This window comes from Rhodococcus sp. WAY2 (assembly GCF_009859915.1).
In the GTDB taxonomy this organism is placed as follows: domain Bacteria; phylum Actinomycetota; class Actinomycetes; order Mycobacteriales; family Mycobacteriaceae; genus Rhodococcus_F; species Rhodococcus_F oxybenzonivorans.
This window is the reverse complement of sequence record NZ_CP046575.1, coordinates 336,700-353,952: the sequence shown is the minus strand read 5'-3', so window position 1 is coordinate 353,952 and position 17,253 is coordinate 336,700. Positions and strand designations below refer to the sequence as shown.

13 protein-coding genes are annotated in these 17,253 nt (G+C 62.0%); 1 reads left to right on the top strand and 12 read right to left on the bottom strand.

The features are described 5' to 3' along the window. Nucleotides 1-229: 229 nt before the first annotated feature. From GFS60_RS38425 to GFS60_RS38370, 12 genes are all read right to left on the bottom strand, one after another. Entirely contained in the window at nucleotides 230-1,222 is a 993-nt protein-coding gene (locus GFS60_RS38425; protein ID WP_236603785.1) for a DUF4192 family protein, read from the bottom strand. Between the two features lie 210 nt (nucleotides 1,223-1,432). Next, nucleotides 1,433-2,407 carry a DUF4192 family protein gene (locus tag GFS60_RS38420; protein ID WP_159929938.1) on the bottom strand — a complete coding sequence of 325 codons (975 nt, stop codon included), beginning with the start codon at nucleotides 2,405-2,407 and terminating at the stop codon, nucleotides 1,433-1,435. A gap of 223 nt (nucleotides 2,408-2,630) precedes the next feature. Continuing rightward, nucleotides 2,631-2,978 (bottom strand): hypothetical protein, encoded by a 348-nt coding sequence (locus tag GFS60_RS39865; protein WP_236603784.1) that lies wholly within the window; start codon nucleotides 2,976-2,978, stop codon nucleotides 2,631-2,633. After that, a complete protein-coding gene (locus GFS60_RS38410; protein WP_236603783.1) occupies nucleotides 2,975-3,817 on the bottom strand; it encodes a DUF3560 domain-containing protein in 843 nt (280 codons plus the stop codon). Before GFS60_RS38410 ends, GFS60_RS39865 begins: the two co-directional genes overlap by 4 nt. A 343-nt stretch (nucleotides 3,818-4,160) precedes the next feature. Next, nucleotides 4,161-4,757: a hypothetical protein gene (locus tag GFS60_RS38405; protein WP_054247846.1), complete on the bottom strand. Its 597-nt coding sequence runs from the start codon at nucleotides 4,755-4,757 to the stop codon at nucleotides 4,161-4,163. After that, complete coding sequence (locus tag GFS60_RS38400) at nucleotides 4,727-4,888, bottom strand: hypothetical protein (RefSeq protein ID WP_155756151.1); 162 nt, start codon at nucleotides 4,886-4,888, stop codon at nucleotides 4,727-4,729. Before GFS60_RS38400 ends, GFS60_RS38405 begins: the two co-directional genes overlap by 31 nt. Continuing rightward, complete coding sequence (locus GFS60_RS39860) at nucleotides 4,885-5,172, bottom strand: hypothetical protein (protein ID WP_236603782.1); 288 nt, start codon at nucleotides 5,170-5,172, stop codon at nucleotides 4,885-4,887. The genes GFS60_RS38400 and GFS60_RS39860 overlap by 4 nt, the downstream gene beginning before the upstream one ends. A 347-nt stretch (nucleotides 5,173-5,519) precedes the next feature. Continuing rightward, complete coding sequence (locus tag GFS60_RS38390) at nucleotides 5,520-6,251, bottom strand: terminal protein (protein WP_159929934.1); 732 nt, start codon at nucleotides 6,249-6,251, stop codon at nucleotides 5,520-5,522. Beyond that, entirely contained in the window at nucleotides 6,251-11,629 is a 5,379-nt protein-coding gene (locus GFS60_RS38900) for a telomere-binding protein (protein WP_201453731.1), read from the bottom strand. The genes GFS60_RS38390 and GFS60_RS38900 overlap by 1 nt, the downstream gene beginning before the upstream one ends. A 191-nt stretch (nucleotides 11,630-11,820) precedes the next feature. Beyond that, the gene (locus tag GFS60_RS38380) at nucleotides 11,821-12,078 is read right to left on the bottom strand and encodes a hypothetical protein (protein ID WP_011599879.1); all 258 of its coding nucleotides are present in this window, start codon (nucleotides 12,076-12,078) and stop codon (nucleotides 11,821-11,823) included. Nucleotides 12,079-13,284: 1,206 nt separating this feature from the next. Continuing rightward, nucleotides 13,285-14,253 (bottom strand): ParA family protein, encoded by a 969-nt coding sequence (locus GFS60_RS38375; protein ID WP_005574273.1) that lies wholly within the window; start codon nucleotides 14,251-14,253, stop codon nucleotides 13,285-13,287. A 901-nt stretch (nucleotides 14,254-15,154) separates the two neighbouring features. Beyond that, on the bottom strand, nucleotides 15,155-15,862 hold the full coding sequence (locus tag GFS60_RS38370) for a hypothetical protein (protein ID WP_236603781.1): 708 nt from the start codon (nucleotides 15,860-15,862) through the stop codon (nucleotides 15,155-15,157). Between the two features lie 781 nt (nucleotides 15,863-16,643). Here GFS60_RS38370 and GFS60_RS38365 point away from each other — a divergent pair. Then, the gene (locus GFS60_RS38365; protein ID WP_236603780.1) at nucleotides 16,644-16,940 is read left to right on the top strand and encodes a hypothetical protein; all 297 of its coding nucleotides are present in this window, start codon (nucleotides 16,644-16,646) and stop codon (nucleotides 16,938-16,940) included. Nucleotides 16,941-17,253 lie beyond the last annotated feature (313 nt).

Genomic DNA, 17,253 nt, shown 5'->3' with positions numbered 1-17,253 from the left:
CCGTCGGGGAGGGTACCCCGGGCTGCGCCCGGGGCCTGAACCGACTGGGCGGCAAGCCGCCCAATAACGGAATTCACCCACGCGCTGCGCGCTGGGTCACGGGTTAGCTTGCGGTATAACGGAATCTGGAACAAGCAAAATGATCACTTCGGAAGTGTTCATTACCAACGGGATTGGCGGAAGCCAGCGGTGCGGAACCGTCCCGTTCGATCACCGCACCGCTGTTTCGTTACCTACTGTCCTGATGGGCGCGCACCGCCGCAGCACGCAGCTGCTCCCACAGTGCCGGGTTCATCCCGTGGTTGAGAAACTGCTCGAACAGCTTCCCGAAGGAGTGCGCGGGATCGAGCGCACGGCCCACGTTCACCGCCTCACGCGCCAGCGCGGCGTGACGGCTCACCCAATGAAACACTCCGGCAAGAATGAGCAACGAACCGGCGAGATCATGGGGCAATACGGCCCCGACCTGGCGCATTACCTCGGCGGCGGCATCGGCATTGTGTGCGTCGATCCGGGCGAACAGCAGATCGCGCACCGGCACATCGTGCATCGCGGCCGCGATGATCGCGGCGTGCTCGTCCGTGACGCTGATGCCCCGCTCCCCCGCTCCCGTGGTTCCACCCACGTACGGTGCCAACGCGAAATCGTAGGCACGGTCGGCGGCGTTCTGCGGGGTCATAGCGGCCAGAATCACGCGCTCGCGCCCGAAACCAGCGGCCACCGTAGCGGCGCGGTCTGGACCATGCTGGGCCGGAGTGAAACTCGCTCGCATCTCGGCGCGGGTCATGAGCGTGGTGGAGCCGACCACGAGTGCCTCGGCGATGATCGGGTGCGCCGCCAGATCGACCGGCATGCCCGGCTGCCCGATCAAGGACCCGGCCCCGTGCCACTGACGCACCAGACCATCGGTGAACACGAACACCGGGGTCACCGCATCGGGGCGAAGCCGCTCGAGGATCGCGCCCACCACATCACCCCGCTCGGCCGGGCCGAACACCACCGCCAGCATCGACTGGTTCTCCTCCAACGGTGCGGCGCTCTCGAGGGCGTCCAAGATGCGCCCCGACTCCCGCTCCGCATCGTCACCCAACTGGACCAGCATCACCGCCGCCGGGTGGCGGTCAAGGCTCATCACCGCCACCTCGTCGACCGGAAGATGACCGCCCAACGCGACCGCACCGGCAACAACATCGGACGGCGAAGACATACGAAAAACACTCACAGCAAACCCCTTTGGGTCGGGTGGGTGAGTTGGTCAGACTCACCCGTGGATTGGACTTACGAACACCCCAGAACCTAGCCGAAACATCCGACAAAAACCCGCATTGAACAGCGCCTATGTCCCCGGCACACCCGGTGCCGGGGACATAGGCGCACACAGCTGTGAGCGGTGGCCGGTCGGGCGCCGGCCACCGCTCACAACAGCACTGGACTACTGGTCGGCGGCACCCTTAGCCACACGTACGGCCGCGCACAACTGGTCCCACATCGACGGGTTCAATCCGGCGTCGAGCATCTGCTCCATCACCTGACCGAAGGGGTGATCCGGGAACGCCTCGAGTCCGGCAGAGATCGCCTCCCTGGCCGCTACCGCGTCCCGACCGACCCAGAAGCTGGCCCCGGCCAAGATCAGCGGGGCAGCCGCCGGATACCGCATCGTCACGGCCGCAACCTGCCGCCACATCTCGCCCAGCGCCCGGCCATGCTCGACAGTGATGCCCGACAGCAGCGCATCCCGCACCGGCGTATGCCAGGCCGCCGCCACCAACCGCGCCGCGTGCTCATCGCTGACGCACACCCCACGAGTCTCGTACTCCTCGAGATACCGGGCGATGACATCACGGGAGAGCTCCTCCGCCGCCCTGAACGCGTCCTCACGGCCCAGTCGGGTCACTTCCGCTGTGGCGGCCTCGGTGACCGCCTGTGCTCGCTCCTCGCCGAGCTGAGCCGGTGCAAACCCTGCACGGATCTCCCCACGCGTCTGCAGCCGTACCTTGCCCTCGGTCAAGGCCAGCGTCACGACCGGATGCGACGCCAGGTTGCCGGATTCCCACTCCCCCGGCAGCGGATGAAACCGCCGAGCCTGGCCCTGGAAGTAGGCGAAGACGTGAAACGCCCGATCGGGCGCAGCCTCGCGCAGCGCCTGCACCACCAGCTCGGCGTGGGCCGGTGAGCCGAACACCACCACCAGCAGCGACTCGATGTCACCGACACGCTCGCGTGCAACCTCGACCCACTCCTCACGATCGGCCTCCGACACAACCTCGGGAAGCTGGGCAAGCAACACCGTCCCGAACGCCCTCTCATCGAGCGGAGCCACCACAACCTCCGACGTAGGCAAGTGCCCCGCCAGACTCACCGCCAACGCGGCCGCATCCACTGCCGAACTGATACGAATCGGTTCCATCACACAAACCCCTTTGGGTCGGTGGGTGAGCTGGTCAGACTCACCCGCTGAAATTTGGACTTACTGCACCTCGAAAACTAGCCGAACCCACCGGCAAAAACATCCCCGGAACAGCGAAAACGTCCCCGGCACACCCGGTGCCGGGGACGTCGGCAGAAACTGACTCGGCGGCGCCCAGCGGCCGGCCGCGGCTACACGCTGGACACCACCGAGTCACGCTCAATCAGGCTGTGCAACTGAGCCTTTTCCAGTGCGGCATGCGCGTGAGCCGAGCAATACTCGCGCGCGCCCGATCGATCCACTCCGATTGCGCGTCCGGCGCCAGCACTGACCAGTCCAGCCCGGTCAGCGTCGAGCAGTCCAGCGCCGCGACCGTCTCGATCGGCACCAGAAGGCGCCATGCCGCCAGACGGAAGACATCGGCGAACTGAGTGTTCACCGGAGGCCACTCCGAACCAGGCAAGCACTCCATAAAGGCCTGTGCCGCGGCATCTTCCACCCGCCGCGAAACCGGGTAGTGCCGTGAGCACTGAAACTCGCCACTGTGGATCTCGGATCGGAGCTGATTCATGACCGGGCTTCCTCCACGTCGACAAAGGTCTCCGCCGGCTCTTTCTGAGTCTCGGCGCGGATATGGCCGCTGAGCTCGTGATACGCGACCTTGTCCGTCCAGCCCCCGCCCACGATCGAAGGGATGCTCACGGTCTTCCTGTTCACACGAACGACCCTGTACCACTGGCCGCGACGCTGAACCTGATCACCCTTCGCGATGTCTTCGGGCCCGTAGTTCGTTGCTTGCCCCGATGCGATCTGCTCCGCGCGAACTCCCTCCCAATACGAGATCTGATCTGCGCGTTCCTCTATCCGAGCAATAACCGATTCCCGGTAAGCACCCTCGACCGGCGCAGTCTTCTCGACCTGCTTGACTCCCCGCACGACGAACAATGTCCGTTCGTGCCCGTCCAAAAGCCGCTGATCTGCACGCTGGCTCGCCTGCAGCGAGTCGATACGGTTCTTGACCGTCTCCGGGTTGTACCGAGCCGACGTCGTCACCGCCGCCGACTCAGCCCGCCGCCGAGCCTCCTTCGCATCCTCCTCGGCAGCCACGGCCTGCCCGAGCGTGCGATGCGCGGTCTCGATTGCCCGCCGGTGTCGCCTCTCCGAATGGTGCCCCACGTGAATCGGCTCGCCACCCTCCGGAAGCGCATCGTGTGCGCGCCGGTCAGCCTCCCATGCTTGGTCGGCCTGATCGGCTCGTCGCTGCGCCGTGTCTTCGAGTGCAGCGACGCGGCCGGCCTGACGCTCAATCCGATCGGCCTCGACCTCGGCAGTTGGCCGCGCCGTGGCATCGATCTCAATCCGTACCTCGAACCCAGCAGCGCGCAACGCCGCCGCAGTGCTCTCGATCAAGTGCAACTTCGGCGCCCGATCCCGGCTCCCGCGGATACCCCAGGTCCCGAGCGAACGAAACCACCGCCACCCCAGTGCTTTCAACGCCTCGTTCGTACCATCGCCGCGCGACGTCCCCTCTATCAAGGTCCCTTCGGCCGCACTATGTGAAATCGTCACCATGCCAGAACAACTCCCAAAACAAGGGGGCAGATGGTCAGTCCGCCCTTCAACAGGACAACACCGAATCTACCCCCACGCACCGTCAAAAACAGTCCCTGAACAGTGAAAACGTCCCCGGCACACCCGGTGCCGGGGACGTTTGTGTCTAGCGACTGACTGACGCTGTAACCGACTGACTATCTCAGCGTTGAGATCGGCGTTTCCGCGGTCCAGATCCGCCCAGGGACTGCTTCCGGACGCTGTCGAGTGTTGCCCACAGCGCTTCGTTGTCCAGATCGCTTCGGTGCTTCTCGATGGCCAACACGAGCTGGTCAATCACTGCCCGAGCCGGCGGATTGAACGTCATTGCTGCCGCACCCGCCCAGGCGAGCGGTTCGTCCTCGCGCTTCAGGATCCGGTCGAGCGCACCCTCACACCGGTCGAAGAACTTCTCGGTGCGCTTAGTCTGATTGTCATCCTGATCGTTGGCTTCGAGCGCTCCCTCAGCGAGATCGAGAAATCCATTGATGATCCCCGTCGCGCGGTCACGCAGCACCGGGTCGAACCCGAGCGATGACCAGAATCCGTTCCACCGCGTGCGGTAACTGTGGTCCGAACTGAGCGGCACAAGGTGGTCGCGTATCAGCCGGCCGAGGCTGTTCTCGTCCAGCTCACGCAGCTGACGCGCCAAGAGTGCTGGCTTCGATGCCTCGGGCAACGGCTGCGGATCTTTCACGCGCAACCATGGGCGCGGCCCCACCGAATCGATCACGGCAGTGAGCGGCCCGACGATGACCACGAAAGATCGACCTTACGACGGTGCGAGCTCTCGGCGTGATCATCGAGCACGAACTCCGAAAGCAGCGCCTTGGCTCGTTGCTCGACGAAGCTGGCTTCGTTGTCCATGTTCATACCCTTCTCGTTTGTCATCTCAACTCCTTCGACACAGCTAACACCGACAGATCGACCGCCGGCGCGTCGTTCGACCACACATGTGTACGACCAACAGGAAGCAACTCCGGTAGCGGGTGCAACCTCCACGGCTCGATCTCATCGAGCACTTCCTGAGCAAGCACCACACCATGGAAACGCGTCGGCACCGTCGTGACATCGACAATGGAGCCCCGGCGCCGGCACTCGTTCATCGAGCGGGCCGAACCGTTGCTGATCACAACCTGCTTCCAGGGCTTGCCAGTGATGTCAAGAATCGCCACGACGTGTGGCTCGAGCCAACCCCGCTCACGCCAAACAGGCAAAACTCCTTTGTCCTTCGGGAGAGCGATCTGGGCGATCGCCTCGCGGGCGTAGTCGGCCTGCTGCCGGCCCCGCAACTCAGACTCGGCGGCCGGCAGACGCAGCTGCTCGAGTCGACGATGTGGGACGGCCGCCAACTGTCGGTTGGAGCCGGCTAACCATCGCCTAACGGTGCGCGACGAGACATGCATAGCGTCCGCGACCGCCTGCGCGTCAACACTTCCACGTGCCGTTTCGCCGTAACAGGTCCGGAGCATCGCCTCGAGACGTTTGCGCGTCCAGCGAGGTCCTCGATGGACGACCACAACTACCGTTCCACGTCGAAGCTGTTAATTTGAAAGAACTCCCACCCACCGACGTAGTCCTGCGCTCGCGTGTTCATCCAGTCGGTCATTCCCTTGTCGCCACCGCGTTCATACGCACTCCACATCGCCTCGACCTGGTCGGGCGTCAGCGTCAAGGTGATCAGCCGATCGCGGGCATACTCCCGCGGTCCCGGACCCTGAACAGCATCGATCCTGATCTTGCCGCCGTATTTGGCCAGCGCCTTACCTTGTTTGCTGCTTCGCATAGTCGACATCGCCGCGCGACGTGCGCTCTGCGTAGATGCCGCGCGTTTGGCCTTGTGGGCTAGGGCTTTGAGGGTCTCGGCTCGTGGTTTGGCGATTCGCTGCCGACCTTCCGGGGCCAGCCAGCGTTCCACGGTGCGTCGAGAGACCCCAAGATCGCGTGCTGCGGCGGCAGTGTTGATCTCGCTCCGTTTGCCGGGCCCGTAAGCGGCAAGCAGCTGAGCCTTGAGGTTGGCGGATCCAGGTCGACCGGAAGTGTCGGCGCCTCGGCGTCCGGTCAGCTTGCCGAAGAATTCCGATTGTAGCTTTCCGCGCTCAGCGCGCAGCACTTCACGCACCGCTGTCTGGGTAACACGAAGTTCCTTGGCGGCTCTTGCGACATTGATCTGGTTGTCCACCACAGAGCCGTAGTCCGGCAGACTGTCGGCGATCCGCGAATAGGCAGTGCGGTTGAGGGGTTTCCGTGCCATCACGAGTCACTTCCAGCGCTGATGTCGGCGGACATCCAAACAGCCGGTGCGATCAGATCCGACTTGCCCCGGTAGCCCTTGCTGTCCAGGTACTGCTGATGTTCGGCGAGGAGTGCGGATCCTTCCGGCTTGTACTGGCCGAAACCACGTCCGAATTGCTTCGGTCCTCCAGGCCACGCCAGCTGGGGATCGGATTCATTCGACACGTAGAGCACGGTGTCCTTGGTGACTGCGACGGGCCATTGTCCGGTGTCTTCGCCGATCTGAGCTATCCGGTACATGATGTTGGCCCGCGACTTGGCGACGATGTGGTGGTGACGCTCTGGTGAATATCCTGGGCGTCCTGCCAAGTGCAGATCGGAATTGAGAATGCCGATCGTGTGCGTATAGATGACTTTGTTCTGTTCGCGAGCCAACTGCGCGTCGAGATCGTCCTTGACGTCCAAGGCGGTGCGCGCATCCCGGATCCGTTCGTACCACGGGACGAGGACCCGTCCGTGGTCAGGCCACACGTAGGCCTCCAGAATCTCTGGTTCGTACCCGAGACTGCTGGCGCGTTCGAGGGTGGGTGTAGTCACCCACTTTGGCTCAGAAATTGACAAGCCCATCGGGTTGAGTGGATTCGGGAGCCGCCAGTCCGCGCACTCGGGGATCTCCACGAGCCAGTACCCGGGGAGCTTGCGATCGAACGGTAGTCCGTTCGAATGATGCACAGGTTCGCCGATTGGAAGTTCGAGGCCGGCGATTCCTGCCGCGTACGACCCGCCGCGGTCGAAGGCATGGACGTAACGGCACTTCGCTTCGTCGTCAGACAAGGTCCGTGACCAGTCGATATCCGCTTCGAAGATCTGGAACTTCTTGGCGAACTCGGCATCGGAGGATGCGAATACGCGCTTCCACTCCTTCGGCCGGGCGGCGATCATCAGGTCGATGCCCGTCGATGCCGGGCTCACAGCCCAGGGGAAACGCAGAGCACCTGCAAGCAGTGACAGGCGCCGCGCCAGAACGGCGGGTGCCGGCGAGTCACCAAGAATGGGCATCTCCTTGGGGTCTTGGCTCATGCCGGAGACCAGTGCCACCCAGACACCACGCGTCTCGCCCTTCCACACGCGGGTCCAAGTGCCGAGCCGGTCCCCCTCCTTGCCGCCGAGCTGCCAGCCCTCGGAGAGAGCCTCTGTGACAAACGGAGATTGTGCGGTCAGTTCCTTGATCCGGTCGTTTCGGTTGCGCTTGCCCAAACTGCTGGTGTCGATTCCCACGTGCTGCGCCATCGCGTCGGTGATCCAGATCTGCCCAGGCACCGACCATTTGTCTGACGTCCACGTGCCGAGGTTCAACGTCGCTACGAGTTCCGCGACATCGCCGACATGGGTGATCGGCGCGGCAAGGTCGTGACGGGTGCCATCGGGTAGCCATGCGCCATCGACGTCGAGTACTGCCGCGGGTGCGGTGAAGGTGGTCGGTGCTTCTCCTGCTGCAGGATTCGGCGCCGGGGTTGTCGTGGTCGGCTGCTGCGTGGTCTCCGCCGTCGCGACGATGGCCGGCGTTGCTGCAGCAGTGTCAGGAGACGTCGTTTCGACGGGAGCCGACTCCAGCTCGTCCACAACCATTGGCGAATCCTGTCCGACTGTGTCGCCGGTTGCTGCAGCTGCAGATCGGGTGGCGGCGGTGCTCTGCCACCAGCAGGGAAGGTGCATCACCAAGCCGTCGATCTGCCATCCGGCGTCCTCGCCGCCGCACAGGGCGCAGGTGGAAACCGGTGAAATCTGCACTCCATCAGCGAAATGCCCCTCGGCATCGGTCTCGATAGCCATCTCAGGCTCCTGTTCGGAATGAGAGCTGGTCAGGCTCATGACTTCGTTGGACGAATCACCCGAAGCTACGCCGGGCGCTGGACTGTTCAGATCGGCGAGCCAACCGTCGAACAGAGCCGGACCGCTGGGTACATAAGGCGTGGACGAGTCGCTGGAATCGCCGCCGGGTGTCGGGTCACTTGATCCTGCATCGCTGGTTACTTGGTCTTCCGGATCATCGCTACCGAGTAACTTGTGTAGCCGCAGTGCAACCATGCGCTGCCTGCGGTTTTCGCACTTGACCATCCGCTGCACCGTGTACCGCGGCATCCGGCCTTTCCGTTCCTCCGCGATCAGCACGCCCTCGTCATAGAGAGCCCTCAAGGCGGTACCACGATCGATCTGCAAGGTATCGGTCATCGTCTGACCAGTGGCCTTCAACACCTGTTCGAGGGCCATCGGGTCCAACAAGACTTGTGGTTGACCATCGCACGGCCGCGGGTTAGCGACGACATATCCCAACCGAACGCCTCGACCTTCCGCACGCCATCGAGGGGTGCCGTCGGATGTTTCACCCACCACACTGCGCCGCCATCCAAGACATGCAGCCATCGACCAATCCGTTGGAGCTTGCCCGGTGTCGACGTCTTCCACGTAGGCGTGACCATTTCTCAGTGCGTGTACCAACAACTCCCGTACTCGCGCACCGGTCCGCATGGGCAGATCTGGGTCAGTCGCCGCAGCAGCGGCATCAGACAAGCCCATCGTGACCAGGTCCCCGACCTGCGCGACTTCGTTCTCTGTTAACGCTCCGACATCAACAAGGAAACGTGACATCGCATGCCAGCCCGCCCACAGAGACCCCAAAGCGTCTGCCTGACGAACACTTTCACCACTCGTGCGCAAACGCTCGCTATACCGCTCACCTTCGGCAAACGCCTCAGCGCGGACACTATCCAACCGAGGACATAACCACTGCAGGTACGTGGCCATCAACAAGGCACGGCCATGACGGGAATGCGCAGTATCGAGTTCCTTCAAAACATCCAGTTCGATTTCCCGCGCCTGCAACGGCACCACGAGCATCCGCTGAGCTGCAGATCCTGGCCGCGGCATGATCTCGGAGGTAACCAACGCAGACGCGCGTGGCGGGGTTCCGTCCAGAACACCGAGACCATCACGTGTGCTTCTTGAGCGTTGCTCACCGTTGTGCACCATGCGAGCGAACTCTTCGAGCGCCTTCTGCGCAGTCCCGAAATCTCGAGTTGGTGCGACATCGTCCGCCCAGTACAGAGCGTCTTTTGCGGCGTTAAGCTTGATACGCAATGCATTCAATGTGTCGCCGTTGCCCGACATCGATGTCGCCGGTCGCCGGCGATCCCATTTCTCTCCCCAGTGGTGCATCGCCAATGACGCGAGTGATGTCTTGTAGCTGTTAGGCGATCCGACCAACGTAAGAACCCACGGGTTCGGACCCAATGCGGACCTGAATACCTGCCCAAGTAGAGCGGCCGAAACCCGCGTCGGGGTGCGTTCGAGCATCGAGCCGGAATGAAGAAGGAATGCTTCTCGGATCCTTACTGGGTCGGGCGTCGGTGCGGGAAGGTCATACATCTTCAGGGGGCCGGTCAGCAGAACGGGGGCTACCCGTCCGCCGTTCTCGTCGATGGCTCCCCCAGCATGAACGAAGAACCACTTTCCCTGATCATCGCGGCGCCACCCGGTGGAGCGGTAACGCACCACCCGTTGGATTTCGCGCCCACCTGCGCCCTTGAGTGCATCTCGCAGCTTCGCCACTCCGCTGGGGCGAGAGTCGTAGGCAGGCGGACCTGGCAAGGTATCGACCCAGCCGCAATCCCGGTACTCCTTCGCCGGGATCCGAATCCGCAGAAACTCTCGGCTCTCCGGATGGGTGTAGCCGATAACCACTGCGGTGAGTTCTTGAGGTGCGGCGGGGTTGACTTCACTCTGACCGGCCATCGCCGCTCGGCCCATCAACTCCGGCTCGTCGACGTCAATACCCGCCTCGGCAATTTCGAGATACTCCATCTCAACGATCCGGGCATCGAGGTCCAGTACGAGTTTCGCCTGTTGATCACCGCTCTTGGTCGTGACGATTTCGACCAAGTTCCCGTCAATGATCCGATACACCGGAGCGATAACATTTCGCCCCCGGATCGTGTTCAGCGGCGTAACGAGGCTTTCCGAGCCAGACCGGACCGACTGTGAATCAACTGGGCTGAGCGACTCCTGAACCGCACCCGGTACGGGCTCAAGCTCGGGATCTTGCAGAATCGGCGGAATGGGAACTCGCGCGACATCGTGTGCCGCTCGCGCTGCAACACGCGCAGCACGCCATGCGGTCATGGCATTCTCGACCGCTTCTCCCGCCCAATCGGTGCCTTCAGCCGCGGCCTGCTGTCGAACTTTGTCCAGAAGTTCAGTCAGATCTTCGAAACGTCGCTCCGATTCGAGCGCCCAACGTTGTGCGCGTCGGAACTCTTCGTCTCCGTCCCGCCCATCTGCACGATCAGCTCTGGCGGTCGCCTCTGCCAGCGCAAGTTCGATTAGTGCTTGCTTCTCGATTACGTCGGCAGCAAAGCCGTGGGCAGCGACCTCCCCAGGCCGAACAGGGATCAGACCACCCCACGTCGAGTCGGTCAACCATTGACCGCCATCGACGTGGTCAGTGAAATCAGATTTAGGTGCCGCCGGTGCGGACACCAAGAGCTGGACCTGGGCACCACTGCCACCCAATAGAGATGCGAGTTCGATACCCCGCTTCCATCCGACGGAGTCGCGATCAAGCACTACGCGAACCTCAGCGCCTTCGAAAAGGTCAGCACACGAGAGAGGGAAGTTCAGTCCGCCTTGAGCATTGGTCGTGGCAACCAGTCCAAGCGACTCGGCTGTCTCGACATCCTTCTCCCCCTCGAGTAACCACACAGGCGAATGGCTCGAGATTGCCGACAGCAGTTCCGGCAGTCGATACAAGACCGGTTCAAAACCCTCCGGCTTACGCTTGCGCCGGGTCCCTGCGGCATCCACGAAAACCTGTCGGAACTGCTTGTGCCGGCCAGCTTCACAGCTCGTGCATTCCTCTCGGATCACTTCCTGCACCAAGGCACCGTCGGCTGATACGTACGGGTAGACCTTGACCCGATCCCACCGGTGTTGCGCGTCCGGTGTTACGTCTGGGAACGCGATTCGGGCGGGCAGTCGTCCTCCCTTCGGCCTACGCCGCCCAGCACCACGTTGGTGCGGAGATCGGCCTACGCGTGTGAGCGCGTCGCGACCAAACAGCGGTTCGTCGAAGAGATCGGTCATCGACAACCCCAGGCCGTCGGCGATCTCCGAGACGGGAGCTTCACAGCCGTGGCAGTGAAGCAGCACCATTCCTCCCCGATGCCCATCGACCCAGGTCACTGACATCGACGCGTGACGGTCGCCATGTATTGGGCACCGTGCCATCAGTTGGGTAGAGCCGCGTTCGGTCACCCCGCCATTGCGTTCGGCAGCAGCACGAACCCGGTCGAATGACGACATCCGGCCGTTCTCAATAGCTCCAGCAGTGATAGCAGTCACGAAGCCGCCTCAGACACACGCGCCAGGAGATCTGGCAAGCGCGGTGCGGCCCGGGTTAGTATGGGCACAGGTCCCCTCCAGGACTCGTATTTATGAACAAGGTCCCCTCCAGGACTCAGTTCGTAATCAACGGATCGAAGGACCCCCGCAGGCCGCCAAGCAGTGGGGGTCTTTCGCTATTTATGGCCAGGTCATGCCGAGATTGAAAGTTCGTTGTCGGACGAATCGCAGACCGCATAGCGCTCGTCGTGGGCCCGTAGTTTTTCCGGGTCCAACTTCTTAAGGATGTAGTCGGGGACATCCAGGTTGTACGCACGGGCCATGACGAGCAGGGCGTAGTCGCCGAGCTCAAGTCCGAGCTCTTCGGCGCGTGCTTCGTAGAAGCTGTGCTGTTGAAGGGGTGCACGAACTGATATGCACTTGCGCGTTCCCTTGTGTGGCCGTCCCATGCGATGAGCCTAAACAGAAACTGCTTCGGAAACGTCGAAGGTCGTGTTGTCGGTGTGTCGCCGTTCATCGTGCATCCCCTCACCTTCACCAAAAATCCGCTTCTGGTTAGAGGAAGATCCTTCGGCCCAACGCTGTGTGACAGATGGGAAACAAGATCTTCGTCGCCGCATCATGCCGCGGAGCATGGACTGTTTCACCAAACTCGCCCGACCGCGGTTTCAGATGAACAACTACCCCTACGTGTGACCTGTGGGGCAATCGGTGGGGAGTGGGGGGAGTGGGCAGAAATACCTGATCAAACGGTAAAACCCACTCCCCACGGCGGTGGGGAGTGGGGTGGGGAGTGGGGTGGGGAGCGGGTTCAAAGACACCCGAAGTGCCTTCGCGTGCACCACCGATGAGCTGTCGGGAATCGACTGAGAGGTAGGCGGCGAGGTTCTACTCCCCCGTCGCCCTACCCCATCGTCACTAGCGAGACACCGTCCGAAGATGTAGCGACAAGACACCAGCAAGAAGCCGGCTCCGGGACTTCGACCCGACCACCTTCACCTGAGCATCAAGCCAGTCCCGCTGAGCCGTCGTGAACCGGAACCACGTCTCAACGGGACCCTTGACCGCAAATGGCTCCTGATGCACGGGGATCCCGGCCGCGGATCGCCCGGCCACCGGCTGGAACAGGCTACGAAGTCCCGCGATCCCCACAGAATCGAAGGCCTCGATAACGACATCAGCGTGATCACATCTACGCTCGGCCGCGCGGCTCTGCAGTGCATCACGCGTGGCGCGATCCAGGTAAGCCGTCACGGTCACCTTCCCAATTTCCGTCGGAGGTTCGACATCATCGTCGGTGACCGGGGTCGGGTCCGGGGCCGGCTCATAAATGGGAGCCTGCTTCTCGGTCGGTGTGGGTGCGGGTGGTGGGGTTGGTTCTGGCTTACTGACCGGCTCGGAGCGAACGGGCACGGGCACCGTAGAAGTAGGCGCGGGTGATTCGGCCAGAGCTTGTGGCGGCTCCTGCGCTGCAGGCGCCTTCTCGACAGGCCGAGACTCCTCCGCGGCTGGTTCTACCTCGGTGACCGGGGTAGAACGCCGCGGCTGGGTGGGGCTGCCAGCAGTCGGAAGGAGGCCGGCCAAACCCTCCGCTCGGTTACCTTTCGGAGCGAAAGCACTGGCAAGGCTCTTGCGACGAGGAGTGCTGGTTTCGGTCATGCCGAAGCCACCTCCTCGCTGATGGTCGACAGGCGCACGAGGATTTCGCGTGTCAGTTCTGCGTAGTCCTCGGCCAACCCGGACGCATTGCGAGAAAGTATCTGATCCGTCGGTTTGGCGCCCTTCTTCAAAGCGGCGAAACGTGCGACTTTGGCGACTTCGGTCTGCTGTTCCAGCTCATGGACCAACAAGCCCTCCCGGCGGGCATCATAGGCAGTAGATTCCATCGTCCGGATCCGGGATTCGAAGATCGGGGCGGCATCCCCGATCATCTCGTTGACGGATTGACGGATCTTCGCCGTGAGCTTGGTTGAACGCGAGCCCACACCGAACAAGCAAATACCTGCCAACTGCAGCCGCGGGTTGACAGCCGGCAGATTACGGTCTGGATCACCATCCCGTGTCGCCGAGAACTGGCCGGCAATAGTTTCCAACCCGTCGAGGCTTGCGTCGTCCGCCCTGACCGGGATGACCACAGCCTGGACGACCTCCATCAGTGCCTCCATGATGGTCAAATCGCCGGGCGGAGTGTCGAAGATGATCACGTCATAGTTGTGCGCAACCTGCAGGAGCATGGCGCGAACGAGCTGTCCAAGCCGCTTACCACCCTGACGCTGCTGCCGGGAAACCATGACGGCCGCCAAGTCGAACATCGCGGGACCACCCGGCACCACGTCGAGATTCTCGCGGCCCCCGACATTGTGGACGATCGGAGGCGCGGACCCTTGCAGGAGCGCGGTGAACAGTTCAGATCCGTCTCGCTTGTCGTAGCCCAGATCGCGGCACAGGTTCCCCTGGGGGTCGAAGTCACCGATCAGAACTCGGTATCCGGCGGCGGCAAGGAGTCCGCCGCAGTTGGCGGCACAGCTTGTCTTTCCCACTCCCCCCTTGCCGTTGAAGAATCCGAACGACACCGGCAGTTCCTGCTGCTCCGCAGTTGAGGTCTCGACGACATGCATGGACATGGCAGTTCTCCCATTGGACTTTGGTTGTGACGAGTGGTTCCCAGTGAAGCTAGCAGGATTCCTGGACAACTTGCTGTATGCCACGCGGGGTGAACCGTAGGTAGATCTGCGTGAGCAAACGCGTGAGATGCGACGGGGTCAACCGTATGAGGTAAGGCGGGTGGTCAAGCGTGGGTTTAAGTGTGATGTCCGGCGTGCTTATAGGCATGGCGACCAGCGTGAAAACACGCGCGTGAACAGGCATGGCAGACAGCGTGAGTTCAAGCGTGCCGACAGGCGTGTAGGCCAGTGGGGAAACACGCGGATCTAACTGTAGGTAGCAACGCGGGTATGCATGCGTGTGAATTCGCGTGTCGACAAGCGGGAAAGGCAGCGGGAAATAATGCAGTGGTTAACGCGTGTGAAGCTGCATGGACGGCTACGTGACATCATGCGTGAAGATCTGCGTGAAGCCACGCATGGTGTCATGCAGGATGCTGAGCGGGACAACCTACGTGGACGTAGGCGTGATTAACCGCGATGTATTGCACGTGACTGCATGCCCGGCAACCACGCGTGTTGGAGTAAGTGATCAGACCCGGGAGGCAATGCCGGTACGTGCGCGTGAACTTGACCCTGTCGTCAATGCGGGCAACACCACTGGTTGTAATACGTGAGCAGTTCCGTGCGCCGCTGCTGGTTCGAGCACGAGGGGGTGAACTGAATCAGATGCGTGATGGGGTGCCGTAATTCGGTGCTAGGCACAGTGCGTGAGAGCACACTGACGCCCGAGCGGAAAACTCTGCGGATCGAACGTCGAGTGCAGCACGGGGCAAATGCCCCGTTGGGATGGGTCTACGCGCGTGAACGTATGGGGAAGCCTTTGCGTGAACAGATGCGTGAAGAGGTACAGACTTGCGCTCTACCTGTACTGATGCGGTGTTCTGCGGGGATCGCCGACGACGCCGCGCTGGTTTCGTTGGAGGTCTACCCGATGACTGAGGCCCGCCACAGTGAAGACGCCGATCGCATCGGCAATGTCCTGAGCTCGACGATGTCCGTCGAGCTCGACAACGAGGTCGATCAAGGTGTCCTCGAGAATGTTCTCGGCCGCCGTGTACAGGTCCCAGAGTTGCTTGAGCTCCCAGGCCCGGATCAAAGGGTTCGAGAAGTAGAGGCCGTCGACAATCCGTTGAACCCGATCCACCTGGGTGTTTGTTCTATCTGCAGGGCTCGACCAGGTCGCGAAGTGAGAGCTGGCCGAACAGTCGTCGACTGTCGAGTCCAGTTCGATGGCGACAGCGACCCAGGAAGTTGGGCAGATGGACCGACGCGCCTGCCTTGCAGCCTCTCCGAACGCGCGTTGGCAGACTGCGGCGTACTCAGTGGCAGCACGCCGGCCCAGATTAAGCTCGCGCAGATCCATCAGTGAGGTGAAGTCCTGGCGCCCGTGGGTGAATTCCGTAGCCGCGAGGAGCGCCTCACTGCCACTCCATTGAAAGCGAGACTGTCTGTATTGATCGCGGTGCCAGCGCAGATCTTCGATCCACGGACGGCCAAGCTCGAGGCCCTCACCGTTTGGCACCGTCATACCAACATGATGACATCGGGCGATAGGTGTGTCATCCATAGTTATGCAATCGTCCCAAACGTTTCTAAGGCGTAGTTCTAGCGCCCAACACATAGATACCGAGCATGAAATCAAAGCATCTAGAAAAACGCGCAACTAGTGCAACATGTTCCTCCCTGAAGCGTCCAAGATGCATACCAACAGCGTCCCACACTCGATTATTAGTACAAGTCAACGTGACTGTCAGTCGTCGCCATAGCTCTAACAAAACCATCTAAATACAAAACTGAGACGGTTATGGGACGCGTCTGGGACGAGTTTGAGGCCGATTGCGCTACACTAGTCGATACCGCTCATGTGAAGTTGCGCTACTCTCTTCGGCGTATGTCAGTGTTGGTCTATGTTCTTCTTACAACGTCACGTTTAACGTTGAAAGCGCGCCCTTCATGCACTGTTGGTCGTATGCACTGTTGGTCGAAGTAGTCCAGGGCGGGCTGTATAAAGCACATCAAGATCATTTGGGTTCGAGCGGGCGCGCCTCGCTCCCTGTTCAGCATCGGAGTACATCGTCGTGACGCAGGAACATGGTCAACCTCGAGCCACCGGGGGACACCGTCCGTTAGCTTCGACCTTTCGGTCACCGGCTGCTCGATCGGTCGAACACATCGCATCCCAGTTCATTGAGGGTGGGGAGGATTCGGGAGTTGACGAGCCGTCTCGAGAAGCGCCACCCGAACGAGGGCCCGTGGTGACGGATCCGGACAGCGGAGGGAAGTCGTCCAGCGTTCGAGTGCCGGCAAAGTGCCACGCGAAACTCGAGCAGCTTCGCGAGCAGACAGGAATGACCAACGGTCAGATCTTCATTGTCGCGATCGAGGCGACGCACGACCGTCTGCCCGAGTTGTTGTATCCCGGTGGCCGAATCGGGGGAGGGCTATTCGCACCCCGAGGTATTCGCGCCAAAACGTCACGTGACGATTCCGAGACGCAAGTGACATACCGCCTGTTCAAGGCGGACTTCGATGTCATCGATCAACTTGTCATCGATCTTGCCGCGAAGTCGCGGTCGCATCTGATCACAGCGGCCCTGACGGGGTACTTCTTCGGGGACGACGAACGCACACAGGCGGCAGAGTAGCGCCGACGAGCCCTACTTCTTGTTCGCGACTACCCAGAGCGCAAGCAACGGCGCCAGGGCGAACGGCATCAAGGTTCCCGCGCTGCTGGCGGTCCAGGCGGCTGTCGCTGTTACTCCTTGCCCCCGAGGTCCAGGCTGCGATTGCGGAGGACGCGATTCGAAGCGCAGAATCATCGGCGCAACAGCGACGGGGACGGCCAGAAGTGAGTGGACGGTCGTCCCGGTTCCGGCGACACCATCGATCGCACTGACGAGAGGGGCCGCAAGAACCCACCACCGTGCAATATGACGGCCGCGAAGGCGCCGGAAGATT